The organism is Micromonospora sp. NPDC049089, from assembly GCF_040648775.1.
In the GTDB taxonomy this organism is placed as follows: domain Bacteria; phylum Actinomycetota; class Actinomycetes; order Mycobacteriales; family Micromonosporaceae; genus Micromonospora.
On record NZ_JBEZEH010000058.1, the window covers coordinates 1 to 22,183 of the forward strand.

Consider the following 22,183-nt stretch of genomic DNA (forward strand, 5'->3'; position numbering starts at 1 on the left):
TTGGCGTGAGCCCCGCTGGAGGGGCGGTCCTCTCCACGACGCCGGGTTGCCGGTGAAACCCGCCCACGGGCCGCGGTGAGGCGGCTACCCCCCGGGCCGTCGAGTAGCCGCACGACGGCCCGGGGCCTCTCTCGTCCGCCGGGTCAGTCGACCTCGCGCAGGACGCGTTCGAGCGTGGTCATCCGGGTTTCCATTCCGCCCAGCCGGCCGTCCATCGCCGCGAGCAGTCGGGCGTTCTCCGCCTGTGCCTGAGCGGCCGTCTCGGCGAGTTGGCGGTAGTCGTCCGCCCGGTCCGCTTCGTACCGGGCCCGACGGGTCTTGGCGAGTTGCACGACGGTCACCGTGACCACGCTGATCAGGAAGGCGAAGATGCCGATCGCGCCGACCACCTCGGTCCAGTCGTGTTCGCTCATCGCTGCGCTCCCGGCTGCTCGCCCGAGTCGGGCACTGTCAGCGTCTCGACAGCAGCCGCGATGACCGCGGGGGTGAGTGTGAGCACGAACGGCTCCACCTCGTAGTAGTTCATGGCCTTCCCGTCCTCCGACAACTCCAGGCGGGCGGTGACCAGCCCGGCCGCCGCCAGCTTCCGTAGGTGGACCTGCAACAGCGCTCGACTGATGCCCAGTTGCCGGGCCAGCCCGCTGACGTACGCACGCTCGCGGGCCAGCGCGGCGACGACCCGCAGCCGGTGCGGGTTGGCCAGGGTGGCCAGCACCCGAACCAGGTCGTCGCCGGTCGGCGGCGAGGCGGTGCTCATAACCAGCCCTTGCACATGCCAAGGGAAGTTAGCAGGTGTCGGCGAACTGCGGTGCGGACGGAAAGCGGAATCAGGGGGATCTCAGGGTCGGCGGAAGAGGCCGGACACACAGCACGCCGGGCCGGTGATGATCACCGGCCCGGCGTGCGGGTTACGTCGTACGTCAGCTCTTGAAGGCGTCCTTGATCTTCTCGCCCGCCTGCTTGAGCTTGGCGGTGGACTGGTCAGCGCGACCCTCCGCCTCCAGCTGCTCGTTGTCGGTGGCCCGACCGGCGCCTTCCTTCAGCTTGCCGGTCGCGTCCTCGGTGGCGTTGTTGATCTTGTCGTCGAATCCCATTGCCAACCTCCATTGCAAGCGTCGCTACGACAACAGAGGTACCCCCGCCGTCTCCGGTCCAACCATTACCGTCGTCACAGATCGGCAGCGGCCGACCGGAAGCGACGCAGGCGCAGGCTGTTGGCCACCACGAAGACCGAGGACAGCGCCATCGTGGCACCGGCGATCATCGGGTTGAGCAGCCCGGCGGCGGCCAACGGCAGGGCCGCCACGTTGTAGCCGAACGCCCAGAACAGGTTGCCCCGGATGATGCCAAGCGTGCGGCGGGACAACCGGATGGCGTCCACCGCGGCGTCCAGGTCGCCCCGGACGAGGGTGAGGTCGGCCGCCTCGATCGCCACGTCGGCGCCGGTGCCCATGGCCAGCCCCAGGTCGGCCTGGGCCAGCGCCGGGGCGTCGTTGACCCCGTCACCGACCATCGCCACCGACCGCCCCTCGGCCTGGAGCCGCTTGATCACGTCGACCTTCCCGGCCGGCAGCACCTCGGCGATCACCTCGTCGACGCCCACCTCGGTGGCGACCGCGCGAGCCACAGTGGCGTTGTCCCCGGTCAGCAGGACCGGAGTCAGCCCCAGCCCGCGCAGCCGGGCCACCGCCGCCCGGCTGGTCGGCCGGACCACGTCGGCGACAGTGAGCACGCCCCGGGCCCGGCCGTCCCAGCCGGCGACGATCGGCGTACGGCCGGCGGCCTCGGCGTCGCGCACCGCCCACTCGACCTCCGGGGGTACGTCGATCTCACGCTCGCGCAGCAGCCGGACCCGGCCGACCAGCACGGCCCGCCCGTCGACGGTGCCGCTCACCCCCAGCCCTTCGAGGTTGCCGAAGGCGCTCACCGGGGGCAACGCGCCCGCCTCGGTGGCAGCGGCCGCTACCGCACGGGCGATCGGGTGCTCGGAGGCGGCCTCCACCGCCCCGGCGAGCCGGAGCAGCTCGGCCCGGTCCACGCCGCTCGCCGGCACCACGTCCACCAGTGTCATCCGGCCGGTCGTCACGGTGCCGGTCTTGTCGAGCACCACGGTGTCCACCCGACGGGTCGACTCCAGCACCTCCGGGCCCCTGATCAGCACGCCGAGCTGGGCGCCCCGACCGGTGCCGACCAGCAGCGCGGTCGGGGTGGCCAGGCCGAGCGCGCACGGACAGGCGATGATCAGCACGGCCACGGCGGCGGTGAACGCGGCGGTCGGGCCGGCCCCGGTGCCGAGCCACCAGCCGAGCGTGCCGACGGCGAGGATGATGACGATCGGCACGAAGACCCCGGAGATCCGGTCCGCCAGCCGCTGCACCGCCGCCTTGCCGCTCTGCGCCTGCTCCACCAGGTCGGCCATCCGGGCGAGCTGGGTGTCCGCGCCGACCCGGGTGGCGGTGACGATCAGGCGCCCACCCGCGTTGATCGTTGCGCCGACCACGCCGTCACCCGGGGCGACCTCGACCGGCACCGACTCACCGGTGAGCATGCTGGCGTCGACAGCGGAGGTGCCCTCGTCGACCACCCCGTCGGTGGCGATCTTCTCCCCGGGGCGGACCACGAAGCGGTCACCGACGGCGAGCCGGTCCACCGGGATCAGGATCTCCACGCCGTCACGCAGCACCGTCACGTCCTTGGCGCCGAGATCGAGCAGGGCGCGTAGGGCGGCGCCGGCAGTTCGCTTCGACCGGGCCTCGAAGTAGCGACCGGCCAGGATGAACACGGTGACCCCGGCGGCCGCCTCCAGGTAGATGTTGCCGGCGCCGTCGCTCCGGACGATGTCGAAGCGGAACGGGTGCGTCATTCCGGGCATCCCCGCGTCACCGAGGAAGAGCGCCCAGAGCGACCAGCCGAACGCGGCCAACGTGCCGAGCGACACCAGTGTGTCCATGGTGGCCGCGCCGTGCCGCAGGTTGGTCCAGGCGGCCCGGTGGAACGGCAGCCCGCCCCAGACCACCACCGGGGCGGCCAGGGTCAGCGACAGCCACTGCCAGTAGTCGAACTGCCAGGCCGGGACCATGGCCAGCAGGACCACCGGCACGCTCAGGGCCACCGACACCCAGAGCCGGGTACGCGGCCCCCGCAACGGGTCCACCGGAGGTTCCGCGCTGGGCAGGGCTGGCAACGCCGCGGTGTAACCGGTCTTCTGCACGGTCCCGATCAGGTCGTCCGGTGTGACGCCGTCGGCGTACCGGACTGTCGCCTTCTCGGTGGCGTAGTTGACGGTGGCGCTCACCCCGTCCATCCGGTTGAGCTTCTTCTCGATGCGGGCGGCGCACGCGGCGCAGGTCATCCCGCCGATCGCCAGTTCGATCCGGTTCGGCGCCTCGGGCAGCGGTCTGCTGGTGGTGGTCATCGTCTGGTCCCGTCAGTCATGTCCGTGCCCGGGGGTGCCGTGGTCGGCCCCGCCGGTCGGTGCGGGGCCGCTCGGTTCGGGGGCGTCTCCGGTCGGGGCAGCGCCGGCGACCACTGTGAACTCGGCGGTGTGCACCCTCCCGCCGTGCTGGAAGTCGAGGTAGAGCCGGTAGCTGCCGACCGAGGGCACCTCGGCGAGGAAGGTGACGGCCGGACCGGGCCGGGTGCGCCCGTCGCCGGGCGTCCCGTCCGGGTGCACGTGCAGGTAGGCCAGATCACCCCGACGCAGTGCCACCAGGTGCCCGTACGCGCCCAGGTAGGGCTCCAGGTCGGTGACCGGCTGCCCGTCCCGGCTGACGGTCACTGTCAGCGACGACGTCCGACCGGGCTGCGGCGCACCGGTCAGGGTGACCGTGTAGCCGTCGACAGTGGTGCTGGTCGTCGGGGCGGGCAACGGCCGTTCGGTCAGCTCGCCGGAGACTGTCACGTCCACGCCCAGGGTCAGCGGCTCGCCCCCGGTCGGGGCGAAGTCGGCGAACGCCCGCCACTGTCCGGGACCGGCCAGCGGGGTGTCGACCCGCCAGGTGCCGTCCGCGGCCAGCTCGGGGTGGACGTGGCGGAAGCCGGAGAGGTCCCGACGGGCGACGATCAGGTGCATCTGCTTGTCGTGCGCCACGTCGTACCGGGTGACCGGGCGACCGTCCGGGCCGGTGATCCGGAAGGCGAACTCGTCGGCCGGGGCGTCGACCGGTTCGAGGGTGTAGCCACGTTCGGAGACGAGCAACCCGCCGGGCAGCCGATCGCCCGTCCCGCCCCGCTCGTCCGCCGTCGGGGTGGCGGCGGCATCGTCGTGCCGGCTCTCGGCGACCGGGGCGGGGTCGACGACCCGGCCGATCCCGTAGGCGGCGCCGAAGACCGCCGCCAGGCCGACGGCGAAGCCGGCCAGTTTCGTCACGGTACGCACGTCGGCCCGCCGATCACGCGTCGACGAGGTCGTAACCGGCCTCGTCGACGGCGGCCCGGACGACCGCGGTGTCCAGCGGCTGGTCGCTGCTGACGGTGACCCGGCCGGCGGCGAGGTCGACCTGGACGTCACGCACACCCGCGATGGCGCCGACCTCGGCGCTCACCGCGCTGACGCAGTGCCCGCAGGTCATGCCCTGCACCTGGTACGTCGTGTCGACCATTGGATCGTCTCCTTCGTGGTACCGGTACCCGGTGGGGGTATCTCATCAGAACCGACCGTACCATACCCCCTGGGGGTACGCTATCCTGGTCGGCATGACCGCACCCACCCCGATCCGCGGATACACCGCCAGCAAGGACCAGCTGCTAGCGCGGCTCCGCCGCGTCGAGGGGCAGGTCCGGGGCATCGAGAAGATGGTCGACGACGACCGCTACTGCATCGACGTGCTCACCCAGATCTCCGCCATCCAGGCCGCCCTCGACAAGGTGGCTCTCGGGCTGCTCGACGGGCACGCCCGGCACTGCATGCACGAGGGCGCCGCTGAGGGTCGGGCCGACGAGATGGCCACCGAGATGATGGCGGCGGTCGGCCGGCTCATGAAGCGCGGCTGACCGCGCTCACTCCGGCGCGGGATCGAGACGGACCCGGCGCAGCAACTGAGCGTTGAGCGCCACCACGATCGTCGACGCCGACATCAGCACCGCGGCCACCGCCGGGCTCAACGCCACACCCGCCCAGGCCAGCACCCCGGCGGCCAGCGGCAGCGCCACCACGTTGTAGCCGGCCGCCCAGGCCAGGTTCTGTCGCATCTTCCGGTACGACGCCCGGGACAGCCGAACCACGGCCCCCACCCCGCGCGGGTCCGAGGATGCCAGCACCACCCCGGCGGACTCGATGGCCACATCGGTGCCCGCGCCGATCGCGATGCCCACGTCCGCCCGGGCCAGCGCCGGCGCGTCGTTCACCCCGTCACCGACCATCGCCACCACCAACCCCCGCCGCTGGAGCTCGGCCACCCGATCGTCCTTCTCCGCCGGCAGCACCTCGGCGAAGACCTCGTCGACGCCGGGCCGGAAGCCGAGATCGGCGGCGACCGCCTCGGCCACCGGCCGGGCATCACCGGTGATCATGGCGATGGTTCGGACACCCTCGGCACGCAACTCGTCGACAGCGCGCCGGGCCTCCGGACGCACCTCGTCGGTCAACGCGAACGCACCGAGCACGGCGTCGGGCAGCCGCACCAGGTGCAACACCGCGGCACCCCGCGCCGACCACCGCCCGGTCGCGGCCTCCAGCTCCGCCGGGAGCGAAACGCCCAGCTCGCGCAGCAGCGCCGGCCCGCCCACCGCGTACTCCGTACCGTCGATTGTCGCCTTCACACCGCGGCCCGGCAGCGACCGGAAGTCGGCTGCCCGGGCCGGGCCGCCGCGGCCGGCCGCCGCCACTATCGCCCGGGCCAACGGATGTTCGCTCTCCGACTCGACACCGGCCGCGATGCGCAGCACCTCGCTCCGCTCGACGCCGGACGCCGTCGCCAGGTCGGTCACCCCGTGCTCGCCCCGGGTCAGCGTGCCGGTCTTGTCGAAGAGCACCGCGCCGACGGTCCGCATCCGCTCCAGGGCCAGCCGGTCCTTGACCAGAATCCCGGACCGTGCGGCGAGCGCGGTGGAGAGCGCGACGACCAGCGGGATGGCGAGACCCAGCGCGTGCGGGCAGGCGATCACCAGGACGGTGACCGCACGGACCACCGCCTCGTCGGGCTGACCGAGCGCGGTCCAGACCAGCACGGTCAGCACGGCGGTGCCGGTGGCCAGGTAGAACAGCGCGGCGGCGAACCGGTCGGCCAACAGTTGGGCCCGTCCACCGGAGGCCTGGGCCTGCGCGACCATCCGCTGGATGCCGGCGAGGGCGGTCTGCTCACCCAACGCCTCGACGCGCACCCGGATCGCCGAGTCGGTGGCGACGGTGCCGGCCACCACCCGGTCGCCAGTCGACCGGGCGACCGGCCGCGACTCCCCCGTGATCATCGACTCGTCCAGCTCGGCGCCGCCCTCGACGACACGGCCGTCCGCCGGCACCCGACCCCCCGGCCGGACCAGCACCACGTCGCCGATCCGCAGACCGGTCACCGGCACGGCCTCGACCCGCCCGTCCGCCGCCACCCGTTCGGCCTCGTCCGGCAACAGCGCGGCCAGCGCCGCGAGCGCTCCCCGGGCCTGTCCGATGGCCTTCATCTCCTGCCAGTGCCCGAGCAGCATGATGGTGACCAGCGCGGCCAACTCCCACCAGAAGTCCAGGTCGAAGACGCCGACGCTGGTCGCCAGGGACGCGGCGTACGCGACGGTGATCGCCATCGCGACCAGCAGCATCATTCCGGGCGCCCGGTCCCGGACCTCTCGGACCGCACCGACCAGGAACGGCCAACCGCCCCACCAGAACACCACCGAGCCGAGCACCGGGCCCACCCAGCCCTGACCGGGGACGACGTCCCCGCTCAGGCCCAGCCGACCCGACACGAGATGACTCGTCAGCACCACCGGGATGGTCAATACCAGGCAGACCCAGAACCGACGGCGAAACATCGCCGGATCGTGTCCGGCGTGCTTGTCGTGTCCGGCGTGCTTGTCGTGCCCGGCGTGCTTGTCGTGCCCGGAATGCTTGTCGTGCGGCACGGGTTCGGCGTGTCGCGGTCGGTCGGGGTCGGGCGGTGACGGAGCGGGCATGGCTCCAACATGCCGCCCCGGAGACCGCCGCGCGAGCGGTTCGGCCGCCCGACACTCCGCCACGACCTGCAACCCCCGGATGGGCTGGCTAGCATCTCCCCCGATGGCCCTCCGAATGCCGCTGCACAGTCGGGCACCGGCGCCGCCACGTCGTGGCGGTGCCCCCAGCCGACCGGGCCGAGCACTGACCGTCCGTGATCAAGCGGTCGTCAGGCAGCGATCCGCCCCGCCGTCCGCCGCGTTTCCACCGCAACGGTGAACCGCCCGGCCCGCTGACCCGTATCCCGCACCGGATCGTTGGGAGTCTCACCTTGGCCGCCGACCACACTCACCCCGCTCCGTCCGCCCCGCCTCGGGTGCGACGGATCCTCGTCGTGACTGTGGTACCCCTCTTCGTCGCCACCGTGCTGGCCGCGGTGCTGCTCTGGCCGCGCGGCGGGTCACCGCAGACCGATGGTGGTGCGGACGTGCCGCGCTACCCCGGCACTGTCACCCGGGTGGTGAGCGAGCCGTGCCCGCCGGCGCCGTCGGTCCCCGAGGGCACACCGAGGGTCGGCGATGGGCGGTGCGGCACTGTCGACGTGCGGGTGGACGACGGGCCGACCGCCGGCCAGCAGGTACGGACTCCGGTGCCCGACGGGCCCGGCGCACCCCGGGTCGAGGTCGGCGACGAGGTCGTCCTGGTCGAGCTGGCCGACCCGACCGATCCCACCACCAGCAACTGGAACATCGCCGAGCACCAACGCGGCACCCCGATGGTGTGGCTGGCGGTGATCTTCGCGGCCGCGATCGTCGCGTTCGGTCGGTGGCGAGGTCTGGCCGCGCTCGCCGGGCTGGCCGCCAGCTTCGCCATCCTGCTCACCTTCGTGCTGCCGGGCATCAGCGCCGGCAGGTCACCGCTGCTGGTGGCGGTGGTCGGCGCGGCCCTGATCATGTTCGTGGTGCTCTATCTGACCCACGGGGTCACCGCACAGACCTCGGTCGCGGTGCTCGGCACCCTGGGCAGCCTGGTCCTGACCGGCGTGCTCGCCACCATCGCCACGGCCGCGACCCACCTCACCGGCTTCGGCAGCGAGGACGCCACCACCCTGTCGATGTTCCAGGGCGACGTGGACCTGCACGGACTGCTGCTCGCCGGAATCATCATCGGGTCACTCGGGGTGCTCGACGACGTGACGGTCACCCAGGCGGCCACCGTCACCGAACTGGCGAACGCCAACCCCGGGCTGACCCGGTTGCAGCTCTACCGTGCCGCCACCCGGGTCGGTCGCGCGCACATCGCCTCCACTGTCAACACCATCGTGCTGGCGTACGCGGGTGCCTCACTGCCCCTGCTGCTCCTGCTCACTGCCGACTCGCGGCCGATCGGGCAGATCCTCACCAGTGAGTTCCTCGCGCAGGAGATCGTCCGCAGCGCGGTCGCCACCCTCGGTCTGATCGCCGCCGTACCACTGACCACCGGGCTGGCCGCGGTGGTCACCGCCGCCGGGCGCGCCGACGCCTCAGCGCTCACCGACGCCTCAGCGCCCACCGACGCTCCCGCGCCCCGGCCCCAGCCGGACCGCAGCGAGGCACTGGCCGCACTCAGCTCACCGCGAACGGCCGGCTCCGACGAACCGGACCGGACGCGGACCGCACCCCCACCCGAGGCCACCGACCGGTGGCCGAAGTCGAACAGGAGCACGGATACGGCATGGTGACACTCCTCAGCGTGACCAGATCGGGCATCCACCCTGAGAACCCCGTCACTGGTCACTCAACGCTATGGCGAAATGACGCTTTTGGTCGGCATCCAGGCGTAGCTCAGCCGGTCGACTCTCGGGTAACCTCGCTGCCGGTTACCGATGAAGGCGCGAAGCGGCGCCTGCGGTGCCACCGCCCAATCGCCAACCGGCGAGCCGGGGACCCAGGTACCTGGGGTGAATCCGCATCAGCGGTAGGGGCCACTTCCGCCCCGAACCCGTCAGCTAACCCGGTCGGCGGTCGACGGAAGGGAACATTGTGACGGCACCCCTACGCCGCTGGTTGACACCCGTGGTGGCCGTGATCGCCGCACTGACCGTGTTCGCCGGGCCGTTCCCGGCGCACGCCGCCCCGACGAACCCCACACCGTCCGGGCACGAGGAGGACGGCGAGCCCAAGCTGCTCAACGACGTCATCGAGCAGGCCAACCGTGACTACTCCGCCGCGAAGTCCAAGCTGGACAAGTCCAAGAAGCGGCAGAGCGAGTTGGCGGCGGAGGTCAACCGGGCCAAGGCCGAACTGGACGCGTTGGCCCCGCAGGTCGGGCAGATCGCCGCCCAGGCGTACCGGACCGGCCGGATCGGCGCGGTCGCGATGCTGCTGGAGAGCGACGCGCCCGACTCGTTCGTCCAGCGCGCCGGGCTGCTCGACGAGATCAACATGGTCAACGAGAAGAAGCTCTCCGAGGTCAACGAGGTGAAGTCCCGCGCCGAGCAGGCCAAGCTGGCCCTCGACACCGAGGTGCGCGAGCAGCAGAAGCAGACCGCCCTGATGGCGAAGCGCAAGAGCGAGGCCGACAAGGCGCTCTCCCTCGTCGGCGGCAAGGGTTTCACCGGCGGCCTGGTGGATGCCACCTCCAAGGTCGCGAAGATCGGCCCGGGTCGCACGGCCGACGGGGACTGGAAGGCCCAGTCGTGCAGCGAGAACGACCCCACCACCTCCGGCTGCATCACGCCGCGCACGCTGCACGCGTACAAGGAGGTCAAGGCGGCCGGCTTCAACCGGTTCGTCGGCTGCTACCGCCCCGGCGGGCCGTGGGAGCACCCGAAGGGCCGCGCCTGCGACTGGTCGCTACAGAAGAGCGGGTTCTCCCCGTGGCACAACAACGACACCAGGACGTACGGCAACAACGTCGCCGCGTTCCTCATCCGTAACGCCGACCGGCTCGGCATCTACTACGTGATCTGGAACCGGCAGATCTGGTTCCCGGCCACCGGCTGGAGTTCGTACAGCGGGCCGTCGAACCACACCGACCACGTTCACATGTCGCTGCTCTGACCCGCCCGATCTCCGTCGAGGGCCGTTCCGCGTGACGCGGAGCGGCCCTCGTCGCGTCAGACGGTGGCAGGCGCGGCCGGGTCGGTCGATTCGGCCGGGGTCGTGAAGCCGGCCGGCACGGCGGCCACCTGGCGTACCGCTCCGGCTGCCAGTCGGTAGGACACGCCCACCACCGCGCACCGCCCCCGCGCCACCTCGTCGGCCAGCACGGGCGACTGCCCGAGCAGCGTCTCGACGGTCTGTGCGATGTGGATGTCGACGATGCCGTCGATGTCGTCCACCCCCTCGGCCGCGGCCCGGCGCAGGCTGGGCAGCACGGCGTCGACCACGGCGCGCAGATGGCCACTCGGCGCGGTACCGGTCGCGGCGGACTCCCGGGCGGCCTGCACCGCACCGCAGGAGTCGTGACCGAGCACCACCACCAGCGGGGTGCCGAGCACTGTCACCGCGTACTCGACGCTGCCGAGCACCTCGGGGCCGGCGGTGTGCCCGGCGGTGCGAACCACGAACAGGTCGCCCAGGCCCCGGTCGAAGATGATCTCGGCAGCCAGTCGCGAGTCGGAGCAGCCGACGATCACCGCGAACGGGTGTTGCCCGTCGGCCACCGCGGCCCGGTGCCCGGCATCCTGGTTGGGGTGGCGTGGGGCGCCATCGACGAAACGCCGGTTGCCGGCGACCAGTTCGGCGTACGCCCGGGTCGGCTCACTGAGCGCGGTGGCCCCGTCGGTGGTCCGCTGCGGACCCGGCTGACCGCCGGAGCTCCCGGTATGACTCATCCCGCACCTCGTCTCGACGCATCTGACCTGGTCAAACCGGCTTTCCGCCGGGCGGGCGGCGGGCGCTGGCTCGTGCTCCACCGTCACACGCACCGTAAGATGCGTCAAGGTATGCGTGATTTAGATTTCATACGTTGACTCCGGCCACACCCTGGGCAACCTTCCCGGGGCGGGGCGGACCAGACTCTCGCGAGGGCAGACGGACATCCGAAAGGGCGGTCACACGATGGCGAGCACGGTGACAGGCGACACCGGCAGTGGGCGGAACTGGACGTTCCTCACCAATCACGGGCACGTCCTACTGGCGATCGCCCGCGACCCGACCGCCCGGCTGCGTGATGTCGCAGCCGAGGTCGGGGTGACCGAACGGGCCGCGCAGGCGATCGTCGCCGACCTGGAGGCGGACGGTTACCTGCACCGCACCCGGGTCGGACGACGCAACGAGTACACCCTCAACCCGGCCGGCCGGTTCCGGCACCCAGCCGAGGCCGACCGGCAGGTCGGCGACCTGCTCGCGCTGTTCGCCGACACGTCCACCGCGAAGGCGGAGCCCCGGGCCTGACCCCGGTCACCGGGGGCCGCTGACAAACGGTCACGGCGGTAACCTTTGTGGGTGCGCGAATGCCCGCCGTTGAGCGCGACCCCGTCCCGCCGTGCCCTTCGCGGCGTCCTCAGTGGAACGCTGGCGGTCCTGCTCGGCGCCGGCCTGGTGGCACCCTCCCCCGCGACCGCCGCGCCGCCCCTCTGCGGTCCCACCGGCACCGACAGCCTGACCCAGATGCCGTGGGCGCTCCGCCGGCTGGAGCCGTCCTCGGCGTGGCCGCTGTCCCGGGGAGCCGGGATCACGGTGGCCGTGATCGACTCCGGAGTCTCCGCCGCCCACCCGCTCCTCAAGGGGCAGGTGCTCGAGGGTCGCGACTTCAACGGCCTGCCGGCCCGCCAGGGCCAGTGCGACGAGGCCGGGCACGGCACGCTGATCGCGGGCATCATCGCGGGCCGGGAGGGCACCGTCGTCCCCTTCAGCGGCATCGCCCCGGCCGCCCGCATCCTGCCGATCCGGGTGCTGCCGCAACTCGGCGCGGTCAACAACCCGCAACTCCCCGCGCAGATCGCCGCGGCAATCGACTGGGCGGTCGAGCAGGGCGCCGACGTGATCAACCTGTCCCTGACCACGGTTCCCCGCCCCGAACTGACGGCGGCCGTCGAGCGCGCGCTGGCCAAAGGGGTGGTGCTGGTCGCCGCCGCGGGCAACCGGTCCGAAGATTCGCAGAACCTGCCGGGTTACCCGGCCGCCTACCCGGGGGTGATAGCGGTCGGCGGGGTGGACGAGCAGGGCGGCCACGTCGGCACCTCGATCAGCGGCGACTACGTCGACATCGCCGCACCCGGGATGAACATCGTCGGGCCGGCACCCGGAAACAGCGGCTACCGCACCGTGCCGGAGGGCGGCACCAGCTACGCCGCCGCGTACGTGTCGGGAGCGGCCGCGCTGGTCCGGGCCGCCTACCCCGGTCTCGACCCGCAGCAGGTAGCGGATCGGCTGAAGCGCACCGCGGACAACCCACCCGAGGGCCAGAACGCCGACATCGGGCACGGGATGGTCAACCCGTACCGGGCGGTGTCGAGCCTGCTCGGCACCCGGGCGAACCCGCCGGCCGGCGCGCTCCCGGCGCCCGCCGTGCGGGACGACCCGCTGAGCTGGCAGCGCCCCACAGCGATCTGGGCGGCGGTCATCGGCGGGCTACTCGCCGGGCTGCTGCTGGTCGCGCGACCGATCATGGCCTTGGGCCGCCGACGCGACTGGCGCCCCGGCCGACGCAACGACGCACCAACCGCCGGCTGAGCTGGGCACCGCACCCCGACGCCTACGCCCGCCAACGCCAGACACAAAGCGGCTCCGGGCCAGCGAACCGGACCGGAGCCGCTTGTGCGAATGCCTCAGCTCCACACCTTGGAGTTGCTCATCTCCGTGGTGAGGTAGTTTTCGCGGGCGATGCCCACGGCACCGCCGATCTCGTTCAGGATCCGGTTGATGTCCCGGACCGCCGCGTCCCACTTCGCCTGGTGCTGCTCGTAGGCAGCCCGGTCCTCGCCGTCCCAGTGCAGCTTGGTCAGCATCGACCGCAGCGTGTCGAGCTTTTCCTCGAGGGTCTTCGAGATGGCCTGCATCTGCTGGTTGCTGCTCTCGAGGACCGCATAGTCAACTTTGATCGTCACGATTTCCTCCTCTGCCGGCTACGGATCACGGGTTGAGAGCAGAGTGGAACTTGTCCAGCATCTGCTGCTGCTCTTCGTCGTTGACCTGGTGCGTCGTACCCGACTTGTCGAGCAGGTCAGCGATGCTGTCCATCGCCGTCAGCAGTTTGACGGTGTCCTCGTTCCAGCGCGTCATCAGCGACTGGAAGCCCGTGGACGCCTGACCCTTCCACGCCATGGCCAGGTCGTCGACCACGTTCCAGAGCTTCTTCAGCTCGCCGTCGACCTCGCTGCGCGTGGACCGCACGTCACTCGCGGCGGTATGCAGAGTCGCAGCTTCGACCTCGAACGCCATGCTTCACACCCTTCCGTCTGTTGTGGTGGCGGCTTCGCCGCACCCCTCCCCCGCGGCAAGGCAGCAACACCCCACCGACGGACACTCCAGTGAAGACCGTAGCGGAACGTGTCCAGCCCTCGCAGCCCTGACCGGCGACGTTCGATGGATGGTGATGAATCGGACCGGAACGGCCCACCAGCCCCTACCGAACGAACGACAGCGCTCAGGCCGGCTCAGACCAGGCCGTCTGAATCAGCTGCTGGCCATCGCGACGGCGAACCAGGGTGCCCCGACCGGCCGGTTGCGGGCTCGGCCGCAACGTGCCGAAGACCGCGCCCTCCTCCCGGTTGCCGGACATCAGCAGGCCCGGTGAGTCCAACTCGCGCAGCCGTTGCAGCACCGGCTCGTACAGCGCCCTGGAGACACCACCGACGCGGCGCGTGACGATCAGGTGCAGACCAATGTCACGGGCCTGCGGCAACAACTCCTGGAGGGCGCTCAGTGGGTTACTGCCGCCCGATGCCACCAGGTCGTAGTCGTCCACCAGGATGTAGAGATCCGGACCCTTCCACCAGCTCCGATCACGCAGCTGGGCGGTGGTCACGTCCGGGCCGGGCAGCCGGTTGGACAGCGCGCTGCGGATCGACCCCAGCCCCTGGGCGAACGCCTGGTTCGACGGGGCGTAGTCGAGCAGGTGGTCACCCTCCACCGCCCCCAGCAGGCCACGCCGGTAGTCGGCGATCACCAGCCGGGCCTGCGCCGGCGTGTACCGCTCGGTGATCCCCCGGGCGATCAGGCGCAGCAGGTTGGTCTTGCCGCACTCGGCGTCGCCGAAGACCGTCAGGTGCGGCTCGTTGGTCAGGTCCAGGTAGACCGGCGCGAGTGCCGACTCGTTGACACCGATCGGGATACCGGGCGCCGAGCGGTCGATGATCCGGGCCAGCTCCGTCACCGGCAGCCGGCGCGGCAGCAACCGCACCTTCGGCGCCGGACGCCCCGGCCAGTTCGCCGCCACGTGCCCGGCCAGGGACAGCGAGGCCTCGCTCAGATCATCGATGTCGCGACGGCCGTCGATCCGTGAGATCGCGGTGAGGAAATGCAGCTTGTCCCGGGTCAGGCCACGACCGGGCGACTTCTCCGGCACGTTGTTCGCCGCCCGACGGTCGATCTCGGACTCCGACGCGTCACCGAGGCGCAGCTCCAACTTGGTGCCGAGCAGATCCCGCATGTTGATCCGGATCTCCGCCCACCGCACGGCGGTGAGCACCACGTGCACACCGAAGCCGAGGCCCCGGTTGGCCAACGTGGTGATGGTCTGCTCCAGCTCCTCGTACTCCTGACGCAGGGTGTTCCACCCGTCCACCACCAGGAACACGTCGCCGAACGGGTCGTCGGCGAACTCACCGGCGGCACGACGACGACGGTAACTCGCCACCGAGTCGATGCCGTGCTGGGCGAAACGACCCTCCCGATCGTCCAGGACGGCGACCACCTCGGCCACCGTCCGGCGGACCGCCTCGACGTCGCGCCGACCCGCCACCCCGGCCACGTGCGGCAACCGCTCCATGCTGCGTAGCGCGCCCCCACCGAAGTCCAGGCAGAAGAACTGCACCTCCCGCGGCGTGTGCGTGAGCGCCAACGAGGCCAGCAGCGTCCGCAGCATCGTGCTCTTGCCACTCAGCGACCGACCGACGATGACCACGTTGCCGCCGGCCCCGGCCAGCTCGACCATCATCGGATCCCGACGCTGCTCGTAAGGGCGGTCCACAACGCCGACAGGCACTGTCAGTCGCCCGCGCCCGGGCCAGGAGGCGGTGCACAACCCGTAGGTCGGGTCCACCGCCAGCGGACCGAGCAGCTCGCCCAGACCCGGCGGGTCGGCCAACGGCGGCAACCACACCTGGTGCGCCGGGCGGCCCCGCCCCTTGAGCTGGTCGATCAGCACGTCGAGCATCGCCACTGCCTTGCCGTCGGCCGGCTGCTCCGCCTCCGGAGCGGTGGCCACCGGCACCTGCGGGACCTGCACCGGTACGAAGTCGAGACCGTAGGGCACGATCCGGCGCTGCACCAGCGCCTGCGAGGCGGAGGCCTGCTGCCCCGGCGCCCGGTACGCCCCCGACACGTACGCGGCCCGGAACCGCAGCATGGTGCTGGTGTCGGTCTTCAGGTAGCCGTGGCCCGGCGCGTTCGGCAGCTCGTACGCGTCCGGGACGCCGAGCACGATCCGGCTCTCCACAGCGGAGAAGGTCCGCAGACCGATCCGGTACGACAGGTGCGTGTCGAGGCCCCGCAGCTTGCCCTCTTCGAGGCGCTGGCTGGCCAGGAGCAGGTGCACGCCGAGGGACCGACCCAGCCGGCCGATCATCACGAACAGGTCGATGAAGTCCGGTTTGGCGGCGAGCAGTTCACTGAACTCGTCACAGATGATCAACAAGCTGGGCATCGGCGCCAGCGGTTCACCGGCCGAGCGCGCCTTCTCGTACTCGAAGCGGGAGACGTAGTTGCCGGCCGCCCGCAGCAACTCCTGGCGGCGCACCATCTCACCGGCGAGCGCGTCGCGCATCCGGTCGACGAGCGGCAGCTCGTCGGCCAGGTTGGTGATCACCGCGCTGGTGTGCGGCAGCGCCTCCAGCGAGGCGAAGGTAGCGCCGCCCTTGAAGTCCACCAGGACGAAGTTCAGTTCCTCCGACGAGTGGGTCACCGCCAACGCGGCCACCACCGTACGCAGCAGCTCGCTCTTGCCGGAGCCGGTCGCACCGATCACCAGACCGTGCGGGCCCATGCCCTCGTGCGCCGACTCCTTGAAGTCGAGCTCGACCACGTTGCCGTCCGGGCCGACACCGAGCGGGATGCGCAGCCGGTCGCGGTGCCCACGCGGGCGCCAGGTGTTCTGCACGTCCACCGCGGCGGCGTCGCCGACGCCGAGCAGGTCCGGCAGCTCGGTGCTGCGGGCCAGCGGCTCGTCGCCGCCGGTCTGCTGCTGGGAGAGCCGGAAGGGGGCGATCTGTCGGGCCAACCCCTCGGCGGCCTCCGCGCTGAGTCGGTCGGGACGACCCAGCGTCGACGACGAAGTGCCCCGGACCAGGTCGAGTGAGCCTCCGTCGTTCACGTCGAGGCAGAGCAGCCAGCGGCCGGCGTCGCGCGGCACCGTCCCGGAGAGGTCGATCACGGTGGTCCCGAGCAGACCCGGACCGACCAGCTGGCAGGTCGGCGAGATCTCCCCGCCGTCGATCACCACGACCAGGTGCGGGGCGGTGGTCAGCGGCTTGGCCTCCGGCGCGAACCGGGGCCGCCCGGCCAGCTCGGCGGCGAGCGAGGCCTCGGCCTCGGCCAGGCTGGCGAACACCAGCCGGCGCGCGCCCGCGGCGTCCGTCCGACCGCTGTGGTGGGCGTGTGGCAGCCACTTCACCCAGTCCCAGGACGACTGCCGGTCGGGTGCGGCGACCACAGCGATCACCAGGTCGTCCGGTGCGTGGAAGGTGGTCAGCTGCCCCAGCGCCGCCCGGGTCAGGTCGAGCACCGGCTCGCGGTCGCCGCGCAGCACCACCCGACTGAACGCGCGCACCGACAGCGCCGTCGGCAGTTCGGGCACCGTGGAGTGTGCCCGGACGAACCGGCGGAGCGCGATGGCGCTCATCGGCTCCAGGTCCTCCACCGGCTTCGTCTCCGGTGGGACGATCTCCACGGCGAGCCGCTGCGGGCCGAGGGCGATCCGGGTCTCACCGAAGTCGTCCTCGGTGATCCGCCGCTCCCAGAGTCGCCGGGACGCGGCGATCGACCAGAGCGCGTCGGGCTCCGGGTGCCGCCAGGCCATCGCGGCCCGCTGCTGCTCGGCGGCACGCCGGGTGCGCTTGCGCATCTGCGCCAGGTAGCGCATGTAGTCACGGCGATCGGCGTTCAGCTCGGCCTTGTCCTTGCCGCCGCTGTTGGCCAACGAGCCGATCGCCATGCCGAGCATCGAGACACCGAACAGACCACCGGCGACGTAGGTCATCATGCCGCCGCCCTTGCCGGCGTAGAGGAACGCCATGGCGCCGACCCCGCAGAACATCGGCAGGATCATGAGCAGCTGCCCCATCCCGCGGGGTGTCGGCTCGGGCAGCTCAGGAGGCGACTCCAGCAGCACCTCGCCGCGCGGCAGGGCCGGCCCCGGCTGACGCGGGAGCCGGCGGAACACCACAGTGCTCACGGCTGTCTCCTCCCCAGAAGCGGCCCTGATGACGTGCGGCCCGCGGAACACCGCCCGCGGGTGGGCATCGTACGTGCCGTCATCGTAGGTAATCTGCCGTGTGCGCGGTGGACCCGGACCGCGGCATCCCAGCCAGCCGATCACAGACGCACACCTGGAGGCCACTGTGGCGACGAAGACGGCGACCGGCGGTCTCAGCCGGATCACCATCGTGGCCCCGCGTACCCGGATGGACCTGGCGCTGCCGTCGGACGTGCCGTTGGCCGACCTGCTCCCCACTCTGCTGCGCTACGCCGGTGAGGACATGGCCGACGAGGGTGCGCGGCACGGTGGCTGGGCACTGTCCCGGTTGGGCGGTGCGCCCCTCGACGGTGGTCGTACCGCGGCGCAGCTCAGCGTCCGGGACGGTGAGGTGCTCTACTTCAACCCCCGGTCCGACGCCGCGCCGGAGATCGTCTTCGACGACGTGGTGGACGCGGTCGCCACCGCGACCAACCAGCGCCCGGGCGCCTGGCAGGTCGGCGCGACCCGATCCTTCGCTGTGGTCTTCGCGGCGGCGGCGCTCGGTGCCGGCGCGCTCGCCGCCCTCTTCGCCGGTCCGCCGCACCTGCCTGGCGCGCTGGCCGCGCTGCTGGTCGCGGTGGCGCTGCTGGTGGGCGCGGCGGTGCTGTCCAGGGCCGCCGGTGACAGCGGCATCGGCGCGGTGCTGGCCCTGGTCGGCCTGGTGCACGCGGCCACCGGTGGCCTGCTGCTGCTGGCCGGTGATCGGGCACTGACCGACCTGGCCAGTCCGCATGTCCTGCTCGCGGCGACCGCCGCGGTGGTGGCCGGCGCGGTGGCGGTGCTGGCGGTCGGCGACCGGTACCCTCTCTTCTTCGCCGCGATCGGGGTCGCGGCCGCGACCGGCCTGGGCGCCGTGCTCTGCCTGGCCCTCGACCTCGACGCGGCGGCCTCCGCCTCGGTGGTCGCCGCTGTCGCGTTCGGCGTGGTGCCGGCGCTGCCGATGATGGCCTACCGGCTGGCCCGGCTGCCGGTGCCGTCGATTCCGACCGGTCCGGAGGACCTGAAGACCGACAGCGAGTCGGTGGACGGCCGGCAGGTGCTCCAGCAGAGCGAGCGCGCGGACGCGTTCCTGACCGGTCTGCTGTGGACTGTGTCGCTGCTGGTGCTGGGCGCGCAACTCGTGCTGGCCCTGGACGGGCGCCTGCCCGCGGTGCTGCTCTGCCTGGTGCTGGCCCTGCTGGCACTGCTGCGGGCCCGCCCCCTCCTGGGCCGGGCGCAGCGCACCCCGGTGCTGCTGGCCGGCACCGTGGGTCTGGGCCTGGCCGCCGCGACCACCTTCGCCGGTGGGTCGCTGCCGGTCCGGCTCGGCCTGATCCTGGGCGGTCTGGTGCTCGCCGCGGTGATCAGCCTGATCTACGGTCTGACCGTCGCCGGCAAGCGCATCTCGCCGGTCTGGGGCCGCCTGCTCGACATCGCCGAGATCCTGCTCATCATCTCGCTGGTGCCGCTCGCCTTCTGGGTCTGCGGCCTCTACGGCTGGATCGTCAACCTCCGCCCCTGACCGTGCGCCCCCGCACCGGTCAGCGCGACCGCAGATCGGTGGAGACGCCCAGCGCCGACGCGACCGGAGCGGTGGCGTAGACCCCCGGGCCGTGCTGACCGTCCATCGGCCGGGTGGACGCGCCCACCCGGCCGGCGACGTCGCGAACCACCTTGACCAGGGCCTCGACGTGGTTGTCCATCGCCGCGACCCGCAGCAGCGGTGCCGCCACCCGACCGTCCGACGAGACGGTCACGGCCACCGTGTGCGACGGTGCCGAGGTCGCGGTGATCGCGTCCACCAGCGGACCGAGCGGCGCGTCGAAGCGGCCCGGCAGGGCCATGCAGCGGTGCGTCCAGCCGCCGCCGCGCAACCCACGCCAACTCTCGGCCGGCGCCTCGGGCACCAGGTCGAGGCCGGCGGCCGAGACGATGGCCGCACGCAGCTCCTCCCGGCCCAGTGGGCGATGTGCCAGCCCCGCCGAGGTCAGCGCCTTGCCGAGCCGGCCGATGCCGGCAGCCACCGTCCGGTGTACGCCGGTCAACCCGCCGCCCCGGCTCACCGCCTCGACCCGGGCATCCCGGACGGTGAGCCGCACCGCCACCCAGACGGTCCGGTGAGCAGCCGGCGGCGCGCCGGGTGCCGGGTACCAGACCAACGTGTGCGCAACGACCTGGGCCCGGGAGACCGGGGCGCTGAAGTCCGCGAGCACCCGCAGCGCGCGGTCCACGGCGGCGGCGTCGACCGATCCGACCGCCGCACCGGTGGCGGACTGCAGGGCGACGGCGGCGAACCAGCCCTGGTCGTCGCGCCCGATGCCGAGCCGGGTGCCTCGGTCGGTCAGCTCGATGACGCTCAGCTCGGGAGCGAGCGCAGCCAACCTCGGATCGGTCGCCGTGCCACTGGCCAGGGCTGCCGACGCCCGCTCACCACGTCGCCGCAGACGCCGGCGCAGCAGCAGGTCCTCGAACCACCAACGGCCACCCCGACGGGCGAAGGCCGCCAGGACGACCAGCAGCGATGCGACACCCGCCGCGGCGAGCACCCAGCTGGGTCCGGCCGTGGCGGCCCAGACGCCAACCGCGCACAGCTCCAGTACGACGAGCTGCCCGACCAGTACGGGGCCGACCCGCCCACGGCCGGGCCGCTCGGCCGGGGGCGCCGACCGGGTCGGAACGTCGACAGGGTCCGTGACCGCTCGGACGGGTGGCGCCTGAACCTGCGTCATCGCTGACTGTCCCTCCTGCACGGTACGACTCTGCGCCGGGTCTTCTCCGGTGCCGGCCACGAGCGGTGGTCCCAAGGAACCACAGTCGGCCCCTTATCGTAGGGAAGCCCGCGACGGCACCCCGACCCTGATCGTCGCGGATCCACCCCGCCGGAGGTAAGTCATGCGGACCCGCCGCGATCAGGTGCAGGCGTACCGCTTCGTCACCCGCCGCATCGTCTCCGCCTTGCTGTCGGGCGATCCGGAGACCACCAACCTGCCGATGCGACGTCTCGGCATGGCCGTCTTCGGCAGTGTCCTCACCGCGGCCATCGTGCTGGGCGGGGTCGGGGCCTACGGCCAGTTGACCGGTGGCGCGGCACCGCTGGACGACCAGACCCTGGTCATCGAACGGGAAACCGGCGCGACGTACGTGTTCATCGAGGGCAAGTTGCACCCGACGCTCAACTACACCTCGGCACGGCTCATCGTCAACGATGCGAGTGCCCAGGTGCGGACGATGTCCCAGGCGTCGCTGCGGGACCGGCCCCGCGGCGTCACCGTCGGCATCGTCGGGGCGCCTGACGCCCTGCCGGACCGCAAGTCGCTGACCGGCCTGCCCTGGTCGGTCTGCGACGTGCCCGACCCGGTCGACCGGCAGCGTTCCAGCACCCGTCTGGTGATCGACCGGGCGCTGCCCGGCGGCACGCCGCTGGGTGACCGGGCGGTGCTGGTCTCGGTGAACGACCAGCGGTACCTGGTCACCAACAACACCCGACTCCAGCTGCTCGATCCGTCCCGCACGATCACGGCGCTGCGGATGGCCGGCACCGAGCGACTCCAGGTCGGACAGCAGCTGCTCAACGCCGTGCCGGCCGGGCCACCGCTGCGCCGGCCGTCACTGCCCGGCGAGGGTCAGCCCAGCAGCCGCACTGTGGCAGGGCAGACGTACGACGTCGGTTCGGTGTTCAAGGCCGCCGGGCGGCACTACGTGCTGACCCGGGACGCTCTCGTCTCGATCAGTGAGATCACCGCTCTGCTGCTCGTCAGCAACGGCGGTCGGATCACCGACATCACCCCGAACCAGGCCAGCGAGGCATTCGAGGAGCGGCGGATCGAGGAGGAGGGGGTGCCGGCGACGATGCCCGCCCTCTACCCGGCCCAGCCCGGTCAGACCACGCTGTGCGCGACGTACCGCAAGGGCAGCGCGGGCGGCCCGCCGACCACCACCCTGGAGGTCTTCGACCGGGTGCCGACCGAGTTGACCGACAGCGATCCGGGCCTGGTGCCGGTGCGCCAGACCAGGCGCGACGCGGTACGCACCGCTGAGGCGGTGCTGCTGCCCGGCGGCAAGGGTGTCATCGCGCAGGCCTCGCCCGGTGCCGGGACCAGCGGTTCCGGTGCCGCCGGGTCGACGATCTACCTGATCAGCCCGCAGGGCATCCGGTATCCGCTCGCTTCGGCGGAGACCCTCGACGTGCTCGGTTACGGCGGGATCACCCCGCTGGCGGTGCCCGGCTCCCTGCTCGCACTGATCCCGACCGGGCCGACGCTGGACCGCGAGGACGCGTTCGCCGTCTTCGCTGCCGACGGGCCGGCACCGACCGCACCGCCGTCGACCGCGCCGAGGTCGGGCTCGCCGTCAGCGGCACCGCCGTCGGGTACGCCGTCCGCCACGCCACCGTCGGGTACGCCGTCCGCCGCGCCACCGTCGGGGTCGACATCGTCGAGTCCGGCCAGTGGCACCCCGTCGAGCGGTGGGACCGGCGGGGGATCCACGGAATCGACCGACGCCGACGGCTGAGCAGCT

The 22,183-nt window shown here is 72.1% G+C and carries 19 protein-coding genes and 1 riboswitch; of the genes, 7 read left to right on the top strand and 12 right to left on the bottom strand.

Annotated elements, in window-relative coordinates; genetic code table 11:
- Window positions 1-143 precede the first annotated feature (143 nt).
- From AB0B48_RS12740 to AB0B48_RS12765, 6 genes are all read right to left on the bottom strand, one after another.
- Complete coding sequence (locus AB0B48_RS12740) at window positions 144-413, bottom strand: hypothetical protein (protein ID WP_112581781.1); 270 nt, start codon at window positions 411-413, stop codon at window positions 144-146.
- Complete coding sequence (locus AB0B48_RS12745) at window positions 410-757, bottom strand: helix-turn-helix domain-containing protein (RefSeq protein ID WP_285792822.1); 348 nt, start codon at window positions 755-757, stop codon at window positions 410-412. Before AB0B48_RS12745 ends, AB0B48_RS12740 begins: the two co-directional genes overlap by 4 nt.
- 163 nt (window positions 758-920) lie before the next feature.
- Entirely contained in the window at window positions 921-1,094 is a 174-nt protein-coding gene (locus AB0B48_RS12750; RefSeq protein WP_036410891.1) for a CsbD family protein, read from the bottom strand.
- A 74-nt stretch (window positions 1,095-1,168) separates the two neighbouring features.
- Window positions 1,169-3,415, bottom strand: a complete 2,247-nt coding sequence (locus tag AB0B48_RS12755; RefSeq protein WP_357199983.1) for a heavy metal translocating P-type ATPase — start codon at window positions 3,413-3,415, stop codon at window positions 1,169-1,171.
- Between the two features lie 12 nt (window positions 3,416-3,427).
- Entirely contained in the window at window positions 3,428-4,378 is a 951-nt protein-coding gene (locus AB0B48_RS12760; protein ID WP_357199986.1) for a hypothetical protein, read from the bottom strand.
- A 13-nt stretch (window positions 4,379-4,391) separates the two neighbouring features.
- On the bottom strand, window positions 4,392-4,601 hold the full coding sequence (locus AB0B48_RS12765) for a copper ion binding protein (protein ID WP_238681977.1): 210 nt from the start codon (window positions 4,599-4,601) through the stop codon (window positions 4,392-4,394).
- Window positions 4,602-4,695: 94 nt separating this feature from the next.
- Between AB0B48_RS12765 and AB0B48_RS12770 the strand changes: the two genes are divergently transcribed.
- Window positions 4,696-4,992 (top strand): metal-sensitive transcriptional regulator, encoded by a 297-nt coding sequence (locus AB0B48_RS12770; protein ID WP_030329541.1) that lies wholly within the window; start codon window positions 4,696-4,698, stop codon window positions 4,990-4,992.
- 6 nt (window positions 4,993-4,998) lie between these two features.
- Here AB0B48_RS12770 and AB0B48_RS12775 read toward each other — a convergent pair whose 3' ends face one another.
- A complete protein-coding gene (locus AB0B48_RS12775) occupies window positions 4,999-6,963 on the bottom strand; it encodes a heavy metal translocating P-type ATPase (protein ID WP_357200052.1) in 1,965 nt (654 codons plus the stop codon).
- Between the two features lie 452 nt (window positions 6,964-7,415).
- Here AB0B48_RS12775 and AB0B48_RS12780 point away from each other — a divergent pair, with 452 nt between their 5' ends.
- Both AB0B48_RS12780 and AB0B48_RS12785 read left to right on the top strand, forming a co-directional pair.
- Window positions 7,416-8,804: a YibE/F family protein gene (locus tag AB0B48_RS12780; protein ID WP_357199990.1), complete on the top strand. Its 1,389-nt coding sequence runs from the start codon at window positions 7,416-7,418 to the stop codon at window positions 8,802-8,804.
- 166 nt (window positions 8,805-8,970) lie between these two features.
- A riboswitch (cyclic di-AMP (ydaO/yuaA leader) is annotated at window positions 8,971-9,101 on the top strand.
- 4 nt (window positions 9,102-9,105) lie between these two features.
- Window positions 9,106-10,125 carry a hypothetical protein gene (locus tag AB0B48_RS12785; protein WP_357199993.1) on the top strand — a complete coding sequence of 340 codons (1,020 nt, stop codon included), beginning with the start codon at window positions 9,106-9,108 and terminating at the stop codon, window positions 10,123-10,125.
- 56 nt (window positions 10,126-10,181) lie between these two features.
- Here the strand turns inward: AB0B48_RS12785 and AB0B48_RS12790 are convergent, their stop codons facing one another.
- Window positions 10,182-10,901, bottom strand: a complete 720-nt coding sequence (locus AB0B48_RS12790; RefSeq protein WP_357199996.1) for a carbonic anhydrase — start codon at window positions 10,899-10,901, stop codon at window positions 10,182-10,184.
- 226 nt (window positions 10,902-11,127) lie between these two features.
- Here AB0B48_RS12790 and AB0B48_RS12795 point away from each other — a divergent pair, with 226 nt between their 5' ends.
- Both AB0B48_RS12795 and mycP read left to right on the top strand, forming a co-directional pair.
- Entirely contained in the window at window positions 11,128-11,463 is a 336-nt protein-coding gene (locus AB0B48_RS12795) for a MarR family winged helix-turn-helix transcriptional regulator (protein WP_357199998.1), read from the top strand.
- 51 nt (window positions 11,464-11,514) lie between these two features.
- Window positions 11,515-12,744 (top strand): type VII secretion-associated serine protease mycosin, encoded by a 1,230-nt coding sequence (gene mycP / locus AB0B48_RS12800; RefSeq protein WP_357200001.1) that lies wholly within the window; start codon window positions 11,515-11,517, stop codon window positions 12,742-12,744.
- Window positions 12,745-12,839: 95 nt separating this feature from the next.
- Here mycP and AB0B48_RS12805 read toward each other — a convergent pair whose 3' ends face one another.
- From AB0B48_RS12805 to eccCa, 3 genes are all read right to left on the bottom strand, one after another.
- Window positions 12,840-13,118, bottom strand: coding sequence for a WXG100 family type VII secretion target (locus tag AB0B48_RS12805; protein WP_357200004.1), 279 nt, complete (start codon window positions 13,116-13,118; stop codon window positions 12,840-12,842).
- A gap of 25 nt (window positions 13,119-13,143) precedes the next feature.
- Window positions 13,144-13,452 (bottom strand): WXG100 family type VII secretion target, encoded by a 309-nt coding sequence (locus tag AB0B48_RS12810; protein ID WP_139583998.1) that lies wholly within the window; start codon window positions 13,450-13,452, stop codon window positions 13,144-13,146.
- A gap of 205 nt (window positions 13,453-13,657) precedes the next feature.
- Window positions 13,658-17,623: a type VII secretion protein EccCa gene (gene eccCa / locus AB0B48_RS12815; RefSeq protein ID WP_357200008.1), complete on the bottom strand. Its 3,966-nt coding sequence runs from the start codon at window positions 17,621-17,623 to the stop codon at window positions 13,658-13,660.
- A gap of 166 nt (window positions 17,624-17,789) precedes the next feature.
- Here eccCa and eccD point away from each other — a divergent pair, with 166 nt between their 5' ends.
- Complete coding sequence (gene eccD / locus AB0B48_RS12820) at window positions 17,790-19,187, top strand: type VII secretion integral membrane protein EccD (protein WP_357200011.1); 1,398 nt, start codon at window positions 17,790-17,792, stop codon at window positions 19,185-19,187.
- 19 nt (window positions 19,188-19,206) lie between these two features.
- Here the strand turns inward: eccD and AB0B48_RS12825 are convergent, their stop codons facing one another.
- Entirely contained in the window at window positions 19,207-20,394 is a 1,188-nt protein-coding gene (locus AB0B48_RS12825) for a type VII secretion protein EccE (protein WP_357200014.1), read from the bottom strand.
- 163 nt (window positions 20,395-20,557) lie between these two features.
- Here AB0B48_RS12825 and eccB point away from each other — a divergent pair, with 163 nt between their 5' ends.
- Window positions 20,558-22,177 (top strand): type VII secretion protein EccB, encoded by a 1,620-nt coding sequence (gene eccB / locus AB0B48_RS12830; protein WP_357200017.1) that lies wholly within the window; start codon window positions 20,558-20,560, stop codon window positions 22,175-22,177.
- Window positions 22,178-22,183: the final 6 nt, after the last annotated feature.

Excerpts from the sequence above, each read along its gene's own strand:
- AB0B48_RS12740 (WP_112581781.1), bottom strand. The coding sequence starts at position 413 with ATGAGCGAACACGACTGGACCGAGGTGGTCGGCGCGATCGGCATCTTC.
- AB0B48_RS12745 (WP_285792822.1), bottom strand. The coding sequence starts at position 757 with ATGAGCACCGCCTCGCCGCCGACCGGCGACGACCTGGTTCGGGTGCTG.
- AB0B48_RS12750 (WP_036410891.1), bottom strand. The coding sequence starts at position 1,094 with ATGGGATTCGACGACAAGATCAACAACGCCACCGAGGACGCGACCGGC.
- AB0B48_RS12755 (WP_357199983.1), bottom strand. The coding sequence starts at position 3,415 with ATGACCACCACCAGCAGACCGCTGCCCGAGGCGCCGAACCGGATCGAA.
- AB0B48_RS12765 (WP_238681977.1), bottom strand. The coding sequence starts at position 4,601 with ATGGTCGACACGACGTACCAGGTGCAGGGCATGACCTGCGGGCACTGC.
- AB0B48_RS12770 (WP_030329541.1), top strand. The coding sequence starts at position 4,696 with ATGACCGCACCCACCCCGATCCGCGGATACACCGCCAGCAAGGACCAG.
- AB0B48_RS12775 (WP_357200052.1), bottom strand. The coding sequence starts at position 6,963 with ATGTTTCGCCGTCGGTTCTGGGTCTGCCTGGTATTGACCATCCCGGTG.
- AB0B48_RS12790 (WP_357199996.1), bottom strand. The coding sequence starts at position 10,901 with ATGAGTCATACCGGGAGCTCCGGCGGTCAGCCGGGTCCGCAGCGGACC.
- AB0B48_RS12795 (WP_357199998.1), top strand. The coding sequence starts at position 11,128 with ATGGCGAGCACGGTGACAGGCGACACCGGCAGTGGGCGGAACTGGACG.
- AB0B48_RS12810 (WP_139583998.1), bottom strand. The coding sequence starts at position 13,452 with ATGGCGTTCGAGGTCGAAGCTGCGACTCTGCATACCGCCGCGAGTGAC.
- AB0B48_RS12825 (WP_357200014.1), bottom strand. The coding sequence starts at position 20,394 with ATGACGCAGGTTCAGGCGCCACCCGTCCGAGCGGTCACGGACCCTGTC.
- eccB (WP_357200017.1), top strand. The coding sequence starts at position 20,558 with ATGCGGACCCGCCGCGATCAGGTGCAGGCGTACCGCTTCGTCACCCGC.